The sequence below is a fragment of the Nocardia rhizosphaerae genome (genome assembly GCF_042650365.1).
GTDB classification, from domain to species: Bacteria; Actinomycetota; Actinomycetes; order Mycobacteriales; family Mycobacteriaceae; genus Nocardia; species Nocardia rhizosphaerae.
In genome coordinates, this window is sequence record NZ_JBHSBA010000009.1 from 42,230 (window position 1) to 62,438 (window position 20,209).

Annotated in this window: 18 protein-coding genes, 1 tRNA gene and 1 pseudogene; 12 read left to right on the forward strand and 8 right to left on the reverse strand. The window is 69.6% G+C overall.

What is annotated here, in order from left to right:
• Nucleotides 1-22: 22 nt before the first annotated feature.
• Entirely contained in the window at nucleotides 23-2,089 is a 2,067-nt protein-coding gene (pabB, locus tag ACFOW8_RS19075; RefSeq protein ID WP_378552175.1) for an aminodeoxychorismate synthase component I, read from the reverse strand.
• 58 nt (nucleotides 2,090-2,147) lie between these two features.
• On the opposite strand from pabB, the gene ACFOW8_RS19080 reads away from it, so the two are divergent.
• The 3 genes from ACFOW8_RS19080 (at nucleotide 2,148) to ACFOW8_RS19090 (ending at nucleotide 5,036) form a co-directional block, all read left to right on the forward strand.
• Nucleotides 2,148-3,203, forward strand: a complete 1,056-nt coding sequence (locus ACFOW8_RS19080) for a phosphotransferase family protein (protein WP_378552176.1) — start codon at nucleotides 2,148-2,150, stop codon at nucleotides 3,201-3,203.
• Between the two features lie 71 nt (nucleotides 3,204-3,274).
• Nucleotides 3,275-3,799, forward strand: coding sequence for a DinB family protein (locus ACFOW8_RS19085; protein ID WP_378552178.1), 525 nt, complete (start codon nucleotides 3,275-3,277; stop codon nucleotides 3,797-3,799).
• 106 nt (nucleotides 3,800-3,905) lie between these two features.
• Complete coding sequence (locus tag ACFOW8_RS19090) at nucleotides 3,906-5,036, forward strand: NDMA-dependent alcohol dehydrogenase (RefSeq protein WP_378552180.1); 1,131 nt, start codon at nucleotides 3,906-3,908, stop codon at nucleotides 5,034-5,036.
• Nucleotides 5,037-5,119: 83 nt separating this feature from the next.
• Here the strand turns inward: ACFOW8_RS19090 and ACFOW8_RS19095 are convergent, their stop codons facing one another.
• The gene (locus tag ACFOW8_RS19095; protein ID WP_378552181.1) at nucleotides 5,120-5,248 is read right to left on the reverse strand and encodes a hypothetical protein; all 129 of its coding nucleotides are present in this window, start codon (nucleotides 5,246-5,248) and stop codon (nucleotides 5,120-5,122) included.
• Nucleotides 5,224-5,973 (reverse strand): zinc ABC transporter ATP-binding protein AztA, encoded by a 750-nt coding sequence (gene aztA, locus ACFOW8_RS19100; protein ID WP_378552182.1) that lies wholly within the window; start codon nucleotides 5,971-5,973, stop codon nucleotides 5,224-5,226. The genes ACFOW8_RS19095 and aztA overlap by 25 nt, the downstream gene beginning before the upstream one ends.
• A gap of 70 nt (nucleotides 5,974-6,043) precedes the next feature.
• On the opposite strand from aztA, the gene aztB reads away from it, so the two are divergent.
• The 3 genes from aztB (at nucleotide 6,044) to aztD (ending at nucleotide 10,358) form a co-directional block, all read left to right on the forward strand.
• Nucleotides 6,044-8,047 (forward strand): zinc ABC transporter permease AztB, encoded by a 2,004-nt coding sequence (aztB, locus tag ACFOW8_RS19105; RefSeq protein ID WP_378552183.1) that lies wholly within the window; start codon nucleotides 6,044-6,046, stop codon nucleotides 8,045-8,047.
• Between the two features lie 251 nt (nucleotides 8,048-8,298).
• Entirely contained in the window at nucleotides 8,299-9,171 is an 873-nt protein-coding gene (gene aztC / locus ACFOW8_RS19110; RefSeq protein ID WP_378552310.1) for a zinc ABC transporter substrate-binding protein AztC, read from the forward strand.
• Between the two features lie 26 nt (nucleotides 9,172-9,197).
• Nucleotides 9,198-10,358, forward strand: coding sequence for a zinc metallochaperone AztD (aztD, locus tag ACFOW8_RS19115; protein WP_378552184.1), 1,161 nt, complete (start codon nucleotides 9,198-9,200; stop codon nucleotides 10,356-10,358).
• A 178-nt stretch (nucleotides 10,359-10,536) separates the two neighbouring features.
• Here aztD and ACFOW8_RS19120 read toward each other — a convergent pair whose 3' ends face one another.
• Nucleotides 10,537-11,733, reverse strand: a complete 1,197-nt coding sequence (locus ACFOW8_RS19120) for a serine hydrolase domain-containing protein (protein ID WP_378552186.1) — start codon at nucleotides 11,731-11,733, stop codon at nucleotides 10,537-10,539.
• Between the two features lie 39 nt (nucleotides 11,734-11,772).
• On the opposite strand from ACFOW8_RS19120, the gene ACFOW8_RS19125 reads away from it, so the two are divergent.
• Complete coding sequence (locus ACFOW8_RS19125) at nucleotides 11,773-12,588, forward strand: serine hydrolase domain-containing protein (protein ID WP_378552187.1); 816 nt, start codon at nucleotides 11,773-11,775, stop codon at nucleotides 12,586-12,588.
• 100 nt (nucleotides 12,589-12,688) lie between these two features.
• The gene (locus ACFOW8_RS19130) at nucleotides 12,689-13,225 is read left to right on the forward strand and encodes a DUF3145 domain-containing protein (protein WP_378552188.1); all 537 of its coding nucleotides are present in this window, start codon (nucleotides 12,689-12,691) and stop codon (nucleotides 13,223-13,225) included.
• 44 nt (nucleotides 13,226-13,269) lie between these two features.
• Here the strand turns inward: ACFOW8_RS19130 and ACFOW8_RS19135 are convergent, their stop codons facing one another.
• Nucleotides 13,270-14,085, reverse strand: a complete 816-nt coding sequence (locus ACFOW8_RS19135; RefSeq protein WP_378552189.1) for an NAD(P)H-binding protein — start codon at nucleotides 14,083-14,085, stop codon at nucleotides 13,270-13,272.
• A 192-nt stretch (nucleotides 14,086-14,277) separates the two neighbouring features.
• Between ACFOW8_RS19135 and ACFOW8_RS19140 the strand changes: the two genes are divergently transcribed.
• The 4 genes and pseudogenes from ACFOW8_RS19140 to ACFOW8_RS19155 all read left to right on the forward strand — a co-directional run.
• Entirely contained in the window at nucleotides 14,278-15,387 is a 1,110-nt protein-coding gene (locus tag ACFOW8_RS19140; RefSeq protein ID WP_378552190.1) for a flavin-containing monooxygenase, read from the forward strand.
• 61 nt (nucleotides 15,388-15,448) lie between these two features.
• Nucleotides 15,449-16,714, forward strand: coding sequence for a LuxR C-terminal-related transcriptional regulator (locus ACFOW8_RS19145; RefSeq protein ID WP_378552193.1), 1,266 nt, complete (start codon nucleotides 15,449-15,451; stop codon nucleotides 16,712-16,714).
• 303 nt (nucleotides 16,715-17,017) lie between these two features.
• Entirely contained in the window at nucleotides 17,018-17,458 is a 441-nt protein-coding gene (locus tag ACFOW8_RS19150; protein ID WP_378552195.1) for a hypothetical protein, read from the forward strand.
• A 177-nt stretch (nucleotides 17,459-17,635) separates the two neighbouring features.
• Nucleotides 17,636-17,803 (forward strand): annotated as a pseudogene (locus ACFOW8_RS19155) (DUF2332 family protein); the annotation flags it as partial.
• A 42-nt stretch (nucleotides 17,804-17,845) separates the two neighbouring features.
• Here the strand turns inward: ACFOW8_RS19155 and ACFOW8_RS19160 are convergent.
• The 3 genes from ACFOW8_RS19160 to ACFOW8_RS19170 form a co-directional block, all read right to left on the reverse strand.
• Nucleotides 17,846-19,267, reverse strand: coding sequence for a WGR domain-containing protein (locus tag ACFOW8_RS19160; protein WP_378552197.1), 1,422 nt, complete (start codon nucleotides 19,265-19,267; stop codon nucleotides 17,846-17,848).
• A gap of 369 nt (nucleotides 19,268-19,636) precedes the next feature.
• A tRNA-Val gene (locus ACFOW8_RS19165) sits at nucleotides 19,637-19,708 on the reverse strand.
• A 32-nt stretch (nucleotides 19,709-19,740) separates the two neighbouring features.
• The gene (locus tag ACFOW8_RS19170) at nucleotides 19,741-20,205 is read right to left on the reverse strand and encodes a peroxiredoxin (protein ID WP_378552198.1); all 465 of its coding nucleotides are present in this window, start codon (nucleotides 20,203-20,205) and stop codon (nucleotides 19,741-19,743) included.
• Nucleotides 20,206-20,209: the final 4 nt, after the last annotated feature.

The window sequence follows — 20,209 nt, forward strand, 5'->3', positions numbered from 1 at the left end:
ACCACATCGGGCCGCCGCGTGCTCAGCGCCGCGGCGTCAACGCGCGGAAGGTGGCCGTGGCCTTGAGGACCATCTCGGTGTACTCGTCCTCGGGATCGGAGTCGAGGACGATCGCGCCGCCTGCCCCGACACGCCATTCGTCGTCGTAGCGGACGGCGGTGCGGATGACGATATTGAGGTCGGCGGTGCCGCCCAGGCCGAGGAAGCCGATGGTGCCCGAATAGACCCCGCGGGCCTGGGTCTCGAGCTCGTCGAGGATTTCCATGGTGCGCAGCTTCGGGGCGCCGGTCATCGAACCGCCGGGGAAGCAGGCGCGCAGGCAATCGATCGCGCCCGCGCCCGCGCGCAGGGTGCCGCGCACCGTCGACACCAATTGGTGCAGGGTGGAATAGGTTTCGGTGGCCATGAGCTCGGGCACGTGCACCGTACCGACCTCGCAGACCCGGCCCAGATCGTTGCGCAGCAGATCGACGATCATCAGATTCTCGGCGCGGGTCTTCGGGTCGTCGGCCAGCGACCGGCGTAGCCGCTCGTCCTCGGCGACGGTGCGGCCACGCGGCGCCGTGCCCTTGATCGGTTTGCTCTCCACCACCCGGTCCCGGTCGATCTTGAGAAACCGCTCGGGCGAGGAACAGGCCACATCGAGCCCGTCGAAGCGCAGATAGGCGGCGTACGGCGCGGGATTGCAGCGGCGCAGCCGCCGGTACACGGCCAGACCGTCACCCGGTGCCGCGGCGACCGCGGCCGCGTCGGTCAGGCAGATCTCATAGGATTCGCCCGCGTGCAACCGCTCCTGGCACACCGTGATATCGGCCAGGTACCGGTCCCGGCCGCGCACCAGGTGCGCAGGCACCGCGTCCGGATCGGCGGCGACAGCGAGATCGGCCGGGTTCACCCAGGTGGGCAGGTCGGTGAGCGCGGCGTCGGTGTCGGCGAGCCAGCGGTCCGCCGCGTCGATATCGTGCTCGGTCAGCGCCAGCAGATGGGTGCGCCCCGCCTCGTGGTCGACCACGATCAGCCGGTCGGCGAAGATCCACTGCGCGTCCGGGGTGGGGGAGCGATGCGCCGCGCGCGCCCCGCAGTCGGCCTTCACCTCGTACCCGAGGTAGCCCACATAGCCGCCGGCGAAATCGAAGGGCAGCGAGGGGGTTTCGCAGCGGCGCCGCCGGAGCTCGCGGTCGAGATAGTCCAGGACAGTGCCGGGGACGGTCCTGGCCCCCGCGGCGTCCGTCACGGTGACAGCACCCTCACCCACCCGATAGCCGACGATCTCGGCGTGTGGACCGGCCGCGTCGCCGAGGAAGGAGAACCGGTCGAGGCCGGGCTCGACATGCTCGCTGTCGAGCCAGAAGGCGGCGGGGGCGTCGGCGTATCGGCGCAAGAAGATCGCCTCGGTGTCGACGGCCCGCTCGATCACCCGGTGCCGCAGCCGGAATCGGCGCTGAGGGAGCGGATCGGGCGCGGTCACCCGCGGCCCGCGCACCACGATCGGCGCGCCGTCACGGGTGCGTGCCTTGGTGAGATCGGCGAAGTTGCGCAGCAGCGCCGCACCGAATTCGCTCGACACCGACTCGGGATGGAACTGCACACCCCATTGCGGTCGCCCGCGATGCCGGACCCCCATGATCACGCCGTCGCCCGTCGACGCCGTCATCTCCAGCTCGGCAGGCAGCGGTGCTTCGGCGGCCAGCGAGTGGTACCGGACCACGGTGAAGTCCTGTGGCAGCCCGGCGAACAGGTCGCGGTCGTCGTGGGCGACCTGATCGAGGTAACCGTGCCTGGCCAGCGGTGCCCGGCCCACCGTGCCGCCCGCCCCGATCACGATGCCCTGATGCCCGAGGCACACCCCGAGCAGCGGTAGCTCAGTCTCGGCGATCACCGCCGTGGAGACACCCATGTCCCGCGCGCGATCCGGGCGGCCCGGCCCCGGCGAGACCACCACATTGTCGAAGCGGTCGAGCGCGAGTTCGGCGAGGCCGCGCACCTCGTCGTTGCGCACGACGGTCGGCTCGTTCCCGTTGACCTCGCTGATCAGCTGATAGAGGTTGTAGGTGAACGAGTCGTAGTTGTCGATCAACAGCGTGCGCATCCTGGCAGAAACCCTACGCCGGGCCCGCGGACGTCCCGCCTCGGGCACAATGATCGTCATGTCTGTTTCGCAACCGGTCGAGGTCGACCCGACGATCGCGGATTTCGCGGCGATCGGGCGGTGGATGGACGAGTGCGGCCTGCCCGGCGGAGCCGTCGGCACGGTCACCCCGATCGGCGGCGGTACGCAGAACATCATGCTGCGCTTCACCCGTGGTGAACAGGAGTACGTCCTGCGGCGCGGCCCCAAGCATCTGCGCGCCAGGAGCAACGACGTGATCCGGCGCGAATCCCGGTTGCTCGGCGCGCTCGCCGGCACCGAGGTGCGGGCGCCGAAGGTGATCGCCGCGTGCGACGACGAGACGGTCACCGGCGCGGTGTTCTATCTGATGGAGCCGATCCACGGCTTCAACCCGCAGACCGAACTGCCCGCGCTGCACGCGGGCGACCCGGAGGTCCGGCGGCGGATGGGGCTGTCCGCGGTCGAGGCCATCGCGCGCCTCGGCGCGCTCGACTACCAGGCGCTCGGGCTCGCGGACTACGGCAAACCGGACGGGTTCCTGGAGCGCCAGGTGCCGCGCTGGCTGCGCGAACTCGAGTCCTACACCGCCAACGCGGGCTATCCCGGCCCGCGGATCCCCGATGTCGAGCGGGTCGGCGACTGGCTGGAGCGCAACCGGCCCACCGACTGGACCCCCGGCATCATGCACGGCGACTGCCACCTGGCCAACATGATGTTCGAGTACGACAGCCCGCAGGTGGCGGCGATGGTCGACTGGGAGATGTCCACCATCGGCGACCCGCTGCTCGACCTCGGCTGGCAGCTGGCGACCCGGCCGGTGCCAGGCACGGTTGGCGCCGGGCTGATGGGCACCCTCGGTACTGTCTGCGGTTTGCCCGAACCGGCGGAGATGATCTCGCACTACGGCGGGTTCTCCGACCGTGACCTCGGCACGATCACCTGGTACGAGGTGCTGGCCTGCTTCAAACTCGGCATCGTGCTCGAGGGCACGCACGCGCGCGCCTTCGCGGGGAAGGCGCCCAAGCAGGTCGGTGACTTCCTGCATGCCGTGACGCTGGAACTGTTCGAGAAGGCCGCTCGCCTGATCGCGTGATGCCCGGATCTCGCCGAGGATTGGCGGGATATTGATGGCTCATAAGATGCAGACATCCTAGGCTGGGCGACATGATCGCTCCCGACACGAAGAACTGGACCTGGGTACTCGAACGGCCCTGCGCCGAATGCGGATTCGACGCCGAGGCCGTGACCTACGCGCAGATCCCCGAGCGCGCCGTCGACAGTGCCACCCGGCTCGGTGCGGCGCTGGCCAGGCCCGACGCACGGACGCGGCCCGACGAGGCCACCTGGTCGCCGCTCGAATACGCCGCCCATGTGCGCGATGTGTGCCGAATCTTCGACACTCGGTTGGCGCTGATGCTCGGCGGTGACGGAGTGACCCCGCCCCGTTTCCAGAACTGGGATCAGGACGCGACCGCGATCGCCGACCGCTACGGCGAACAGGACCCGGCCGTGGTGGCCGGCGAGCTCGCCGAGGCCGCTGAGCGAGTCGCCGAGGCGTTCGCCGTGGTCGGCGCCGAGCGGCGTGGACTGCGTGGCGCGCGCAGCGACGGATCGCTCTTCACGGTCGATTCGCTGGGGAGGTACTTCCTGCATGACCTCGTCCACCACGTCCATGACGTGCGGGGATAGATTTTTCCGGCAATATTTCTAGAACGTGTTTCAGAATTGGCCGATTCTTCGTTAGGGTGAGTGCAGTCACAACGAGGCACCAGCTTGGCGAGAGGTCGAAGGCGACATGAAGACGAAGGGCGCGATCCTGTGGGGTACCGACCAGCAGTGGTCGGTCGAAGAGATCGAGGTCGGCGATCCCGTCGCCGGTGAAGTGCAGATCCGGATGGAAACGGCGGGCATGTGCCACTCCGACCATCACATCGTCACCGGCGCCACGCCGATGCCGGCGTTCCCGGTGATGGGCGGCCACGAGGGCGCAGGCGTCATCACCAAGCTCGGCCCCAACTGCCCGAGCGACCTGGCCGTGGGCGACCACGTGATCCTGTCGTTCATTCCCGCCTGTGGCCGCTGTCCGGCCTGCGTCGCCGGGCACATGGCGCTGTGCGATCTCGGCGCCGGTCTGCTGATGGGGCAGGCGATCTCCGACGGCACCTACCGCATTCAGGCGCGCGGCGAGAACGTCATCCCGATGTGCTTGCTCGGCACCTTCGCCCCGTATATGACGGTGCATCACACCTCCGTGGTCAAGATCGACCCCACCATCCCGTTCGAGGTCGCCTGTCTCGTCGGCTGCGGCGTGCCGACCGGGTTCGGCTCCTCCACTCACGTGGCCGAGGTCAAGCCCGGCGAGACCGTGGTCATCGCGGGCATCGGCGGCGTCGGCATGAGCGCGCTGCAGGGCGCGGTGCTCTCGGGCGCCTCCAAGGTCGTGGCCATCGACCCGAACCCGTGGAAGCGGGAGCAGGCGGAGAAGTTCGGCGCCACCCACACCTACGAGAGCATGGCCGCCGCGATCATGCCGCTGATGGACGCGACCGAAGGCCGGATGGCGCAGAAGGTCATTCTCACCATGGGTGAGATGCACGGCGACTACGTCGAAGAGGGCCTGATCCTCACCGCCAAGGCGGGCACCCTCGTCGTCACCTCGATGGGCCGGATGGACGCCGGTGAGGTGAAGATGAACAGCTTCCTGCTCTCGATGCTGCAGAAGACCGTGAAGGGTTGCATCTTCGGCGGCGGCAACGCGCGCCAGGACGCGCCGCACCTGCTGTCGCTGTACAAGTCCGGCCAGCTCAACCTCGACGACATGGTCACCCGTAGCTACTCGCTGGAGCAGATCAACCAGGGCTATCAGGACATGCTGGACGGCAAGAACATTCGCGGCATCATCCGCTACACCGAGGCCGACTGGTAGTCAGCGCTCGCGTTCCCGCTCGGCGAGCCGGACCGCGACCTGGGTGATCAGGTCGTACGGAAGCGGTTCCCTGAGCGGGAATCTCAGGTGCCGCGACCGGAGACATACGGTGCGACGGCACGTTCGAACGCCTCGTCCCCCTCTGGGACGGGGTACACGCTCACGTGCGCCTTCCAGCCCGCGAAGTTCAGGAACGCTCTGCCGTCGAGCATGACGGCGGGCATGCCGTAGCTGATCTTCTCGCCGTATTCCGGCGGGGCGCGATGTCGCTGCCCACCGTGTCGGTCTGATCGGCGGCGACGAGCCGCCCGTCGCCGAGTCGCAGCCGCTGGTCGGCCCGCGCGGCCTCGACCGGATCGTGCGTGGCCTGCACGACCGTGACTCCCGCGGCGGCCGCCTCGGACAGCACCGTGGCGATGGCGGACTGTGAGGCCGCGTCCAATCCGGTCGCCGGCTCGTCGAGCAGGAGCAGATCCGATTCCTGGGCGAGGGCCTGGGCCAGCAGGGTGCGCTGGCGTTGGCCGCCGGAGAGGGTGTCGAGCCGTCGCGTCGCCAGGTCGGCAAGGTCGAGGCGGCACAGGCAGTCGTGGGTGATCGCGCGGTCGGCGCGGGTCAGCCGCCGCCACGGACCGCGATGCGCCCACCGTCCCATCGCCACTGTCTCGCCGACCGTGATCGGCAGCGTGACCGGAATCGCGGTGTGCTGCACGACGAACGCGGGTCTGCCCGCGGTGGTCCTGTGCACGGTCCCTGATTGGGCTCGCAATGTTCCGGCAAGCACGCCGAGCAGGGTCGATTTCCCCGAGCCGTTGGGTCCGACGAGTGCGGTGATCCGTCCGCGCGGAATCGTCGCCGACACCTCCGACAGCACCGGGGTCGAGCCGTATCCCGCGGTCAGTCGCTCGATCGTGATCGCCGCGTCGTCTGTGTGTCGCATCCCACTCCAATGGAAATGATACCCGTTTTCAGTTGAAACGATAACCATTTTCAGTATATCGTTCCGTAACATGGATTGGCTGGTTACCCCGTTCGAGGTGGCATTCGTGCAACGGGCGCTATGGGGTGGTCTGCTCGTTTCGTGCGTCTGCGCACTGGCCGGAACCTGGGTTGTGGTGCGCGGCATGGCTTTTCTCGGCGACGCGATGGCACACGGAATGCTGCCGGGGGTCGCGGTGGCGGCGCTGCTCGGCGGCAATCTGATCATCGGCGCCGCGGTGAGCTGTGCGGCCATGGCCTTCGGCGTCTCGATGCTGGGGCGCAGCAAACGTTTCGCGCCCGACACCGCCATCGGGCTGCTGTTCGTCGGCATGCTCGCGGCGGGGGTGATCATCGTGTCGCGCTCGCAGTCCTTCGCCGTCGACCTGACCGGATTCCTGTTCGGCGACGTGCTCGCGGTCCGTGGCCGCGACCTGATGTATCTCGGTGTGGCACTGGTGATCGCGCTGCTGGTCACCGTGCTCGGGCACCGCGCGTTCGTCGCCTCGACCTTCGACCCACGCAAGGCGCACACCCTCGGGCTGCGACCAACTCTCGCCCAGGTGGCACTCGTCGGCCTGGTCACCCTGGCGATCGTGGCGTCGTTCCATGTCGTCGGGACGCTGCTGGTGTTCGGGCTGCTCATCGCGCCGCCGGCCGCGGCGATGTACTGGTCGGACCGGATTCCGGTGGTGATGGTGCTCGCGGCGCTGCTCGGTGCCGTGTCGACCGCGATCGGCCTGCTGATCTCCTGGCACGCGGGCACCGCGGCGGGCGCGACCATCGCCGCCGTCGCCGTCGGCACGTTCTTCCTCTCGGCGCTGGCCGCCGCGCTGCGTGACCGGTTCGGCGCGCGCAAGCTCGGCGCCGCGTCGGTGGCGGCGCTCGCGGCGGTACCGCTGGTCGGATGTGGTTCCGGGGAGACGACGCCGGCGGCCGAGGAGACGCCGCACGGCTACGTGGCCGGTGCCGAGGAGCAGCAGGAGGCGCAGACCCGATTGGTCGTGGCCGACGCCGACGGCGCGGTACTGGTGGTGGATCTGCTCAGCGAACAGGTCACCACCGTCGACGGGCTGCGCGCGGACCACGCGCGGCCCTCGGACATGGCCGGCGTGCGCCTGGCAGGCGACGGCCGGTACGGGTATGTGAGCGGCGGTGGCAGGCTGACGATCGTCGACAGCGGAGCCTGGACCGTCGACCACGGCGACCACAAGCACTACTACGCCGCCCCGATCCGCACGATCGGCACCGTCGACGCCGACGCGCACGCGGTCGCGGCCCACAGCGACCCCGCGCTCGCCGCGGTCGTGCTCGACTCCGGGCAGACCCTCGTCTTCGACCGCACCGCCCTCGACCAGGGCAGCGTGCCGCGAGCGCGCCGTGTCGACGGCATCGCCGTGCCCTACGGCGAGCGGCTCGTCGTCGCCGACGACGCGGGCCGGGTGGAAGTGCGTCCGCGGGACGACAGCGCGGGACAGCCGCTTCCGGCTCCCTGTCCGCAGCCGCGCGGCCAGGCGGTGACCCGGCGCGGTCTCGTCTTCGGCTGTGCCGACGGCGCGCTCGTGGTGACCCGGCGCGACGGGGAATTCGCCGCCGAAAAGATCGCCTATCCGGCCCCCGGCGCCGACCGGGCCACCGCGTTCACCCACCGTCCGGGCAGCCCCACACTCACCGCGCTCGCCGGTCGCGACGGTGTCTGGACCCTCGACATCAGGAAGCGGACCTGGTCCAGGCTCGCGATCGCCGATCCGGTTGCGGTCAATACCGCGGGAGAGAGTTCGGCGGTGCTCGTGCTCACCGGCGACGGGGTGCTCCATGGTCTCGGCCCGGAAACCGGTGCGGCGCAAGCACGCCTGGAGTTGCTCCCGCGCGATGCCGCCGGTGCCGCGACCATCCAGGTCGACCCCGCCCGCGCCTATGTCAACGACACGAGCGGACGCATGATCCACGAAATCGCCTACAACGACAACCTGCGCGCGGCACGCACGTTCGCCGTCGACATCGCGCCGGCGCACCTGGTGGAGACCGGCCGGTGAACACGATCCGACGGCATCCGGCGGCCGGACTCCCCGCGTCGGCCTCGCTCATCGCGCTACTCGACGCTCTGAACCGCCGGCGACATGGCCCGCTGACATCGCGCGCGCCGGCGGCGCTGCGCGGCCCGCTCGTCGCTCGGGCATCCGGCACCGCCCCGGCGCCGACCGGGGACGCGGCCCGGCCTGCGATACGCGTAGCGCGGCAGCGCTCCCTGATCGCCCTCGTGCTGGCGATCGCCTGCCTCGTGCCGATGGTGGCAGCGTGCTCCGCGGGCAGCGATCGGTCCGGGATCGTGGTGACCACCAATATCCTCGGCGACCTGACCAGGGCCGTGGTCGGTGACACCGTGCCCGTGACGGTGCTCATGCAGGCGGGGACCGATCCGCACTCCTTCGCGATCTCCGCCAAGCAGGCGGCGGGTATCGAACAGGCCGCGCTGCTCGTCCACAACGGTCTCGGCCTCGAAGAAGGCGTGGCCCGCAATGTGGACGCGGCGGTGGCCCAGGGTGTTCCGGCACTCGCGGTCGGCGAACACGTCGACCCGATCGTCTACACCGCCGACGCCTCGGCCGGACAGCCCGATCCGCATTTCTGGACCGACCCGCGACGGGTGCGGCGCGCGGTCGAGGTGATCAGCGCCGAGGTGCTGGCGCGGGTCGACGGCGTCGACGCGGCGACGGTGCGCGCCAACACCGACCGCTACCTCGGCGAACTCGACCAACTGGACCGGTGGATGACCGACCGGTTCGCCGCGATCGCGCCGGAACGCAGGCAGCTGGTCACCGACCATCACGTGTTCGGCTATCTCGCGCAGCGTTTCGGGTTCCGGGTGATCGGCGCGGTCATCCCCAGCGGCACCACCCTCGCCTCACCCAGCGCCGCCGACTTGGATCAGCTCGCCGCCGCGATCAGGAGCGCCGGGGTCGGCGCGATCTTCGCCGATTCCGGGCAGCCGGACCGGCTCGCGCGCGTGCTCGCCGAGCACACCGGGCTGCAGGTGCAGGTGATCGACCTCCACACCGAGTCGCTGTCGCCACCCGGTGGCGGAGCCGAGACGTATCTCGAGATGGCGCGCGCCAACACCGAGGCCATCGTCGGTGGGTTGGCCTGGCCGACAACGTAGTACACGCAGGAAGAACGGAGCAGGACATGATGAGGTCACGCAAGGCCGCCCTGGTGGCCGTCGCGGCGGTGGTCGCGCTGAGCGCGTGCGGCACCGACACCGCCACCGACGAACACGGACACGAGCACGGGCCGGGCATCGACCCGATCGCCCTCACCTACGACGGCGGGATCTACGTTCTCGACGGTGCGACCCTCGCCCAGGAGGGCGAAGTGAAGCTCGACGGCTTCAACCGGCTGAATCCGGCGGGCGACGACGATCACGTCATGGTGTCGACCGCGGACGGCTTCCGCGTCTTCAACGCCTTCGACCGCGACTTCACCGGAACCGACTTCCCCGCGAACAAGCCCGGCCACGTGGTCCGGCACGCGGGCAAGACGATCCTGTTCGCCGACGGGACCGGTGAGGTCACCATCTTCGAGTCCGACGCCCTGTCCGACGGCGCGCCGAAGACCGAGACCTACCAGGCGGCGGCGCCGCACCACGGGGTGGCGATCGAGCTGGCGAACGACCAGTTGGTGGTCACCCTCGGCACCGAGGACAAGCGGGTCGGCGCCCTCGCCCTCGACGCCGACCGCACGGAGATCGCGCGCAACGAGGACTGCCCCGGTGTGCACGGCGAGGCGACCGCCCAGGACGAGGCCGTGGTGATCGGCTGCCAGACCGGCGCCCTGATCTACCGCGACGGCACGTTCACCAAGGTGCAAAGCCCTGACGCCTACGGCCGGATCGGCAACATGTCCGGCAGCGCGGCCTCGCCGATCGTGCTCGGCGACTACAAGGTCGACAAGGATGCCGAACTCGAACGGCCGCAGCGCGTCTCGCTGGTGAACACCGCCGACGGCACCCTCCGTTTCGTCGACCTCGGCACCAGCTACACCTTCCGTTCACTGGGCCGCGGGCCCGCGGGTGAGGCGCTGGTGCTCGGCACCGACGGCAAGATCCATGTGATCGATCCGGTGGCGGGCGCCGTCACCTCGACCATTCCCGTGCTGGCGAACAGCTGGGAGGAACCGCTCGATTGGCAGGATCCGCGGCCCGCGCTGTTCGTCCGCGACGGTTTCGCCTACGTCACCGACCCCGGCGCCAAGCAGGTGCACCGGGTCGATCTGACCGAGGGGAAGGTCACGGCCACCGCGACCCTGGCTTCGGCGCCGAACGAGATCAGCGGGGTAGCCGGGCACTGAGCTCGCCGATCATCGACCGCGCGCACCGGGAGTCTCCTCCGGTGCGCGCTGTCGTGCGTCGCGATGATGCTCGGACGCATCGACCGAAACTGGCGCAACGCCGATCGACGGCCCAACGTGTGGGCGGGCGTCGAGTGCCGCACGGGTGCGTGCGCAGAAGTGCCGCCTCCGGCGCATGTCAACGCGCGCAGCGCAACACCGCCTCGCGCAGCTTCCGGCTGCGGACATCGTCGAGGATGGCCATGCCGAGGCGGTTCATGCTGTAGCCGAAACCGAGTCCGGTCGCCGGATCCGCGAAACCGAAGGAACCGCCCAATCCTGTAGTGCCGTAGGCGCGTTTGTCCGATCCGAAGCGGAAACTGCCGCGTGACTTGCGGAATCCCAGGTGGTAGCGGCTCTTGGTGTGCAGCACCAGGTCCTCGGCGGGCACGTCGTCGGCGGTCTCGGCCGCGGCGAGTGCGTCGAGCACCGCGTCGCTGATCGGCAGCGCGCCTGTGCGGCCCGCCGCCGCGCCGTACACCCTGGCCAGCGCGCGGGCATTGCCGACGCCGTTCATACCGGGCCACTCCACCTCGAGGAACTCCCGACGGGTGGCGCGGGCCGGTGCGCCGGGCCGCGGATTGGTCAGGGCCGCATAGGAGAGGCCACGCTTGGCGTACACCTCGGCACCGATCCGCACCGGGATGTCGGCGAGCTCGTAGCGCGCGATGTCGAGACCCTTCGTCGCCGACAGCTCGGCGATCCGGTCCATCGGCTCCGACGCGGGCAGCCCGATGAACAGGTCGGCGTCCACCGGCTTCGCGATCTCCTCGGCGAAGAACCGGCCGAGACCGCGGCCCGCCGGATCGACCCGGCGCAGCAGCTCACTCTGATACAGCCCGAGCGTCAGCGCGTGATAGCCGTGCCGGGTGCCGGGCCGCCATGCCGGTTTCTGGGCGGCGAGCAGGGCGGCCAGAGTGTCGCGATCGGCCAGTTCGCCCAGCTTCACGATCCGGTCGAGCCCGGACAGCCCGGCTTGATGGTCGATCAGCTGGCGCACGGTGATCCGGTCCTTGCCGTGCGCGGCGAATTCCGGCCAGTACCCGGCCACCGGCTGTTCGTAGTCGAGCAGACCACGCGAGACCGCGGTGGCGATCGTGAACGCCGACATGCCCTTCGACGAGGAGAACACCGGCACGATCGTGTCGCGCTCCCACGCGACCTCCCGGCGCCGATCCCGATGCCCCGCCCACAGATCGACCAGCGGCTGGTCGCCGGCGTAGACGGCGACGGCGGCGCCGATCTCGCCGTGCTGGGTGAAATTGCGGCGGAACGCGTCGGCGACGGGGCCGAAACCGGCCGCCACGTCACCGTGGATCGATGGTGCGGGACTCATGGTGACCACGATCGTAGCCGCGTCTCGTACGCTGCCGATATGCGCTCGTTCGAACAGCTACAGCACTGGCCGGTGGCCAACGCCGCCGCCGCGGTCGTCACCCCGCAGGGCGTCTCGGCCACCGGCGACACCGGCCGGGTGTTCCGGCTGGCCTCGGTCACCAAGCCGCTGGTCGCCTACGCCGCGCTGGTCGCGGTCGAGGAGGGAGCCGTCGAGCTCGACCAGCCCGCCGGGCCTGCCGGATCGACCGTGCGGCATCTGCTCGCGCACACCTCCGGTGTGGCCTTCGCCACCCCCGAGGTGATCGCCAAGCCGGGCGCCCGCCGCATCTACTCCAGCGCGGGCTTCGAACTGCTCGCCGATTTCCTCACCGCGCATACCGGCATCGAATTCCCGGTCTACCTGCGCGAGGCCGTGTTCGAACCGCTCGGGATGGGCGGTGCCGTGCTCGACGGGTCGGCGGGCCACGCCTGTCACGCGTCCGTCGACGACCTGGTTCGATTCGCCGCCGAGTTGCTGGAGCCGCGGTTGGTCTCCCGGCAAACCCTCGACGAGGCGACCTCGGTGCAATTCCCCGGTCGTGATGGGATCCTGCCCGGATTCGGTTCCCAGCGCCCCAACGACTGGGGATTGGGATTCGAGATCCGCGACGGCAAAACCCCGCATTGGACCGGCAGCGCCAATTCCGCCCGCACCTACGGGCACTTCGGCCAATCTGGCACCTTCCTCTGGGTCGACCCCGAAATCCAGGTGGCGACGATCGCGCTGACCGACGAGAATTTCGGGGACTGGGCGCGGGCGGCGTGGCCGGAATTCAGCGATTCCGTAATCGCAGAGACACACAACACGCTGTGAAGTAACACCCGCAACACCGAGCACTTCAGTACACTCGGGCCACGCCGGTCCGACGGGTCGTTGGGGAAGACGCTCCTTGTCGAGGCTGGAGGTGTTCCTGGTGCGCGCATCGAGTCAGTTCGCTGATGCGACGGCGGGTGTGGTCTACATCCACTCCTCGCCCGCCGCGTTGTGCCCGCACGTCGAATGGGCGTTGTCGACCGCGCTGTCCGCGCCCGCGAAATTGCGCTGGACCGCACAGCCCACCGACGGACAACTGCGCGCCAGCAGCGATTGGATCGGCCCGGTCGGCACCGCCGCACGGATAGCCCAATCATTGCGCGCCTGGCCCGTTCTGCGTTTCGAGGTCACCGAGGACCCCAGCGAAGGCGTCGACGGCGAGCGCTACAGCTTCGTCCCGGCCCTCGGTCTGTGGCACGGCTCCACCGGCGCCAACGGCGATGTGATGCTGGGCGAGATGCGATTACGTGCCCTACTGCAAGCCGCCAGGGAACTCGGCGGTCACGGCACCTACGACCTGTCCGCCGAGATCGATCGCGCGCTCGGCACGGCATGGGACGACGACCTCGAGTCCTACCGCCAGGGAACCGACTGCGTCGGAGCCGAAGTCACCTGGTTGCGCCGCGACGTCGGCTGAGGTCAGGACGTCCTTCACCCAGCGCATTCCGCGCCCGGACTCGGTCATGCGACGGTGAAGCGGGCCGCATTGGTGCGGGCCCAGTCGGCGAACGTGGTCGCCGGACGGCCGGTGATGTCGGGGACACTGGTCACTGGGAGGGTGGCGGGATCGGGTCGGTAGTCGGTAAGGACGTTGTCGACGTACCAGGAGGCGTTGTCGCCCATGGTCGGAGTGAGGGCGGCGACGGTGTCGGCGCGGGACGCGCGTTCGACGGTGATCTCCCGGCCGAGGGCGGTGGCGAGATGACGGGCGAGGTCGGTGCGGGCGAGGACCTCGGGACCGGCCAGGGGGTAGGCGCGGTCGCGGTGGGAGTCGTCGAGAAGGGCGGTCGCGGCGACGGCGGCGATGTCGTCCATGGCGATCGGTGCGGAAGCGCTGTCGGGATGCGGCTCGCGGATGACGCCGGACGCACGGATCTGGTGCGACCAGGTCAGCGTGTTCTCCATGAAGTCGGCAGGCCAGAGATGCGTCCAGGCCAGACCGCTGTCCTCGACCGCCGTGCACACCGTGCCCCACCAGCTGTCCGGCTCACCGGACAGATCGACGACATGCTCGATGCCCGCTGCCTTTGCCAGCGCGAGCACCTCGCCGACCGTGTCCGGGGTCGGCGCGAGATACATCCGGTCCACCCCGGCGAAGGCCGCGGGTAGCGTCTCCGGGCGGCGGAGATAGCCCTCGACCACCGTCACCCCCTCGGGTAGCGCGGCGCGGCGCGGGTTCGTGGTGAGCGCGCGGATATCGGCGTGCCCCGCGGCGAGCAGATGGTCGACGACCTTGCGGCCGATGTTCGCGGTGGCGCCGGTCACCAGGACAGTCATTCGTGTACCTCCGGTCGAACTCGCTGAACCACCATCCTGCCCACTGATCGTCACCCCGTCCCGTGCCGGACGCGGTGCACGATTCGACCCACGGTGTGTGCGGGCGGATGGGTGGATCGACCGATGCGGGCGTCCGGCGGCGCGCCATAGCGTCGGAATCGGACAGCACAGCTTCGGATCGAGGAGATCGTGATGACTACGCAATACATCGAGACGCTCATCATCGGCGCAGGTCAAGCCGGATTGTCGACGGGCAGCGCGCTGCGCGGGGCGGGGCGGCCGTTCCTGATCGTCGACCGGGGTGACCGGATCGGCGACAACTGGCGGCGGCACTACGACTCGCTGCGGCTGTACACCCCGGCCAAGTACGACGGCCTGCCCGGACTGCCGTTCCCGGCCGACGACCCGTGGAGCTACCCCGGCAAGGACGAGGTGGCCGCCTATCTCGAGCAGTACGCGCTGCACTGGGATCTGCCCGTGCGGATGAAGACCGGTGTCGACCGGTTGACCAGGCGACCGGGCGGCGGGTTCCTCGCCTACCTCGGCGCCGATGTCATCGCCTGCGACAATGTCGTCGTCGCGACGGGCACCTTCGGCCGCACACCCAGGGTGCCCGACTTCGCGGGCGAGCTGGATCCGGCCATCACCCAACTGCATTCGAGCCGCTACCGTGGCCCGGCTCGGCTCGGTGACGGCCCGGTGCTGGTGGTCGGCGCGTCCCATTCGGGCACCGATATCGCCTACGAACTGGCGGCCACCCACCCGACCGTCCTGTGTGGCCGCGACTGCGGGCAGCTGCCGATGCGCTGGGATTCGAGCGCCATCAGGGTGGCACTGCCGGTCCTGGTGTTCCTCTGGCGGCATGTCCTCACGCGGCGGACACCGATGGGGCGCAAGCAGCTTCGGGAGGCGCGGCGCCACGGCGGGCCGATGCTGCGGGTCAAGCGCGCCGACCTCGCCGAACGTGGCGTCGACCGGCGCACGCAGCGGGTGCGCGGAGTGCGCGACGGCAGGCCGGAACTCGACGACGGCACCGTACTCGACGTGCGCACTGTCGTGTGGGCCACCGGATTCCGTCAGGTCTTCGACTGGATCGACATCCCGGTCTTCGACGACAACGGCTGGCCCGCGGAGTACCGGGGTGTCGTCGATACCGTTCCCGGCCTGTACTTCTGTGGCCTCAGCTTCCAGTACGCCTTCTCGTCGATGGTCTTCCCCGGCGTCGGGCGCGACGCCGAATACCTCGCGCGCCGGATCGCGCGGCGTGCGGCCGAGCCCGCCGGGGTCGCGGCCGCCGCATAGCCCGCTCAGCCTCGAACCGATCCCATGACCTGCGCGTATCCTCCTAGGGAGGTGATACGTGATGGGTGTGGTCGACAGCTTGCTGCGGGCGCGCGACGCCTATGAGCGCCGCGAATGGGTGGTGGCCTTCGAGTCCCTGTCCGGTACCGACACCGACCTGCTGCGCGCCGAGGACTTCACCCGCCTCGCCTTCGCCGCCCAGCTGACCGGCCGCACCAACGACAGCGTCGCGGCCATGCAGCGTGCCTACCAGCTACACCTGGACGCGGGCGAGGTGTCGACGCTGTTCGCCGGCGAGATCTACTGTTCGCTGGTCGAAGCCTGTCAGGAGATCTCGGATTTCGCCCGCATGGAACAGTGGACGCTCGCACTGACCACCTGGTGCGCTGACCAGCCGGGTCTGGTGCAGTTCACCGGTCAGTGCGCGGTGCACCGCGGCCAGCTCATGCGCGCGCACGGCGCCTACGACGCCGCGCTGGACGAGTTCGGGCTGGCACTGCGCCGCTACCTCGCTGCCGGGGCGGTGGCGCCCGCCGGACTCGCCGAGGCCGAACGGGGCGATGTCCTGCGGATCCGTGGCGCGTATCCCCACGCCGACGCCGCCTACACCGCGGCCATCGGCTACGGACACGATCCGCAGCCAGGGCTCGCGCTGCTCTGGGCGGCCCGCGGCCGCACCGATGCCGCCGTCGCGGGCCTGCGACGGCTGGTCGCCGAGACGCCCGATCCGGTGCACCGTTCACAGGTGCTGCCCGCGGCGGTCGACATCCTGCTCGGGGCAGGCGAATCGGCGGAGGCGAGCGCGTTGAGCGCCGAACTGTCCAGCATCGCAGACAGCTTCGGAGGTTCGGCGCTGCGGGCGACGGCGGCACGGGCGGCGGGCAGGGTCGCGGCGGTCCGTGGCGACCACGCCGCCGCCGTCGGTGACCTGCGCCGGGCGATCCGGCTGTGGACGGAGCTGAGCGTGCCGTACGAGACCGCACGTTGCCGTGCCGATCTTGGCCTCGCGCTACGCGCGCTCGACGACGAGGATTCGGCGCGGCTGGAATTCGCCGCCGCCCGCGCCGTGTTCGCCGAACTCGGTGCCGCGCCCGCCGAATCCGAGGTGGCGAACATGCTGACGCCCACCCTGCCCGCCGGGCTGACCGCGCGCGAGGCCGAGGTGCTGCGGCTGGTCGCCGCGGGGCGGAGCAATCCGCAGATCGCCGAGGAGCTGGTGGTGAGCGAGAAGACGGTGGCCCGGCATCTGTCGAATATCTTCGGCAAGCTCGATGTCGGCTCGCGCACCGCGGCGGCCGCGTTCGCCTACGAGCACGATCTCACCTGATCCGGTCACGCTCTTGCGTCTTTCGGTGCACGCAGGTATGTCGCACTGATGTTTTTCCGGTATCACCGCTGGTGGGTTCCGTGTGATCGTTCCCTTTGGGAAAATGTTCGCGGATCGAGATCCGGTCCGGCAGAGGATGTTCCGCCGTCGTCTCGGCGGGCAGACTGGAGGGGCACGATGACTTTCTCGTCTCGAACGAACACGGGCGCATGGCGATTCGGCTCGATCGCGGTGTTGGCGGCCGGCGCGATCGGTCTCGCGAGCGGTACCGCGCACGCCGAATCGGCGCCGACCGTTCGCGGTATGGAAGGGGCAGTGGCGTTCACCGCGAGCCCGCTGGGTGACGGCACCGGCCTCACCGCCTCGGTCACCGACGGCACCTTCCGCCTCGCCGCAGACACACTCACCCTGACCGACAACGCGGGCCGGATCGTGACCAGCCTGCCGACCCACATCACCACCGGGGCCGGTGGTTTCGACATGGCCACCGACATCGCCGCCGACGGCCGCACGGTGACGTTGCGCCCGATCGCCGCGCCGGCCGTGGTCACCGCCAACATGGCCGCCTTCGTCGACGAGGCCAGCGACACCATCGCCCGCAAACAGCACAACGCGGCCGTCGGTGCGCTCATCGGCGCTGGGATCGGTGCGGTGCTCGGCTTCTTCCTCGGTGGGGTCGGCGCTCTGGTGACCGTGCCGATCGGCGCCGGAATCGGCGCCCTGATCGGCTATTCGACACCCTGATCGTCCGGTGGTGGACGGGTCGCCGCCCGGCCACCACCGTTCGGGTCATCCGTGGCGTGCTCGGCGGGTGCGACATGCGCGCACTCCCGGCGGTCGAGCGTCCGAGGGGCGAAGTGTCGGTGGTGCGGTGCAGAATGCCGATACGGGTTCGGACCGGAAACACGCCAGGGGGATGATGTGGACACGGCATCGCGGTATCGCGCCTTCGCCGACATCGAAGTGCGTGGGCATTCGCCGTGCTACGAGCGGTGGTGCCACGGGATTGCCGGTGACGCGATCCTGCTCGGGCTGATCGAACAGCTTCCGGTGCGGCAGCGGCAACCGAATCTGGTCCTCGGCGCGGCCCGTTGGGTCGGCGCCGAGCCCTCGGGCACCGCCGCGTGTCGGTCAGCCCAAGCGGCGGATGTCGCCGCGGACGCGGTAGAAGCCGCCGCGGGCCGATTCGGTGACGGCGTCGACGACGTAGCGGGTGCCTGCCTGGCGGATGTCGCGGGGGAACTGGACGTTCCAGCCACGCTCGTAGCCGGGGCTGACGACGTGGACGCGCAGCGAGCCGCCGTGCTCGACGCATTCGACGACGATGCCGGTGCCCGCGTCGGTGGTCACCTCGAGGGTGTTGGAGGCGGTGACGGCGGAGATCTCGGGGGCCTTGACGGAGACGGTGCTGGGGAGCACGCCCTGGTCGGCGTCGCGGATGGCGGATTCGCTCACGTCGAGGCAGGCCAGGGCGCCGGAGGTGGTGACCAGGTTGAGCTTCTCGTCGTGGTACTGCATGGAATAGGCCGAGCCGCAGCCGGTGGCCAGTTTCCACAGGCGGGTGCCGGTGGCGTCGAAGCAGTAGACCGACGAGTGCGAGTCGCCGGCGAAGACGTAGCGGCCGTCGGGAGAGGCGGCGCAGGAGAAGACCGCGGCGTCGCACTGGTAGGCGCGGGTGGTAACGCCCTGCTTCGTGATCTCCTCGACGCGGTTGGCCGCGGTGCCCGCGTATACGTCGGAGGTCTCCTGCCAGCCGAACAAGACGGAGCCGTGCGTGGGTGAATGCCATTGGGTGGCACCGGTTTCCAGGTGGTACTTGGTGACACCGCTGCTGTGGCCGTGGTAGACGCCGGTGGGGTCGAGACGCACCATCCAGCCGGACGAGCCGGTGCTGCGGGCTGACCACAGGGATTCCTCTTCGTGGTCGATGACGGTCAGGCCGCCCGCGGCGTCGGAGGCGGCGAGGATGCCGTCGTGGATATCGAGCCAGTAGACGTCAGTGGCCGAGACGTCGTAGGCGGCGCGCGGGACTTTGCCCGACAGGTCGTATACGCGACCGTCGTCGCAGCCCGCGTAGATCCAGAAGTCGTCGGCCACGAGGCATTTCACGCCGTCGGGCAGCTGGTAGCGGTTGGTCACCACGCCCTCGGGCGTGAGGGTGAAGACCTCGCCGTTCTCGTTGCCGACCCAGCAGCGCTGCTCGTCGACGAAGATGCCGAACGCGGCGGCGCCGGAATCGAAGCGCCACAGGACCGGGGCGCTCTTGGCGGTCGAGCGCTGGCTTGTGATCACGCGGCGGGTCACCGCGCGGCGCTGGCGCGCACCCATCACGGCGGGCGCGTAGCCCTTGCGGACCTTCTCGCCGATCTTCTTCTGCGCGGCCGACTTCGCCTTCTCCGCCGTGGCGAACGAGCTCGCTTTGGACTGACCCTGCTCACCGATCCGGCCGAAGCGGATGTTCACCTGGGTGCCGGTGACGATCACCTCGTAGAACTTGTGCGAGGAACCGGTGTCGTCGGACAGTTCCAGGTAGGTGGTTTCGGCGGTCGTCATGGATCCTCGCTGAGCTCGTGCGGCATCGAACGAGCGAAAAGTAGCAAAGGGCACCGACATCGGCGATCCGCGCGGTTGCCGGGCGGCCCCTCTGGCAGCAGTGGACCGACGAACGCCTCCTCGCTGTCCACGAGGAGTTCGGAGTGGTCCAGCGAAGGTGAAGGCGGCCAGGCTGCCGGTGATCCGTCCGCACGACACTCGGCACAACCGCCGCGAACAACCCCGCTGGTTTCGGGAATGCCACCCGCGGCTGTGGCGGAGTGACTCGGCCACGGTGCGGCGGTGTTGCGGAGGACCGGACCGTGTCGGGGTGCTCGCGGGGACACCACCAGATGGTCAGGAATCGCTCCTGAACTCGGCTCGACGATGTGGGCGCAGAGGGGATCGAACCCCCGACCGCTGGTGTGTAAAACCAGTGCTCTACCGCTGAGCTATACGCCCGGGTCCTGTCGGCGGGTGCCGACGGGATCGGTCTATGAATCTAGCGCGGCGAGGGCTTTCTCCCAAGCCGCCTGGTCACGGGCCTCTCCGGGCCCGTTCATCTCGGCGAAAGTGATGTAGCCGGACTTGTCGACGACGAAGGTGCCGCGGTTGGGGTAACCGGCCTTCTCGTTGAACACCTCGTAGGCCTGGGTGACCGCGCCGTGCGGCCAGAAGTCCGAAAGCAGCGGGAACAGATAGCCCTGTTCGGCCGCCCAGATCTTGTGGGTGGGTGGTGGGCCGACGGAGATCGCGAGGATCTCGGCGTCGTCGTTCTGGAATTTGGGCAGCTCGTCGCGCACCTTGCACAGCTCGCCCTGGCAGATGCCGGTGAAGGCGAGCGGATAGAACACCAGCAGCACGTTCTTCTTGCCGCGGTAGTCCGACAGCGAGACCGGCTGGTTGTTCTGGTCCTTGAGCGTGAAGTCCGGCGCGAGAGTGCCAACCTCTAGCGGCATGGGG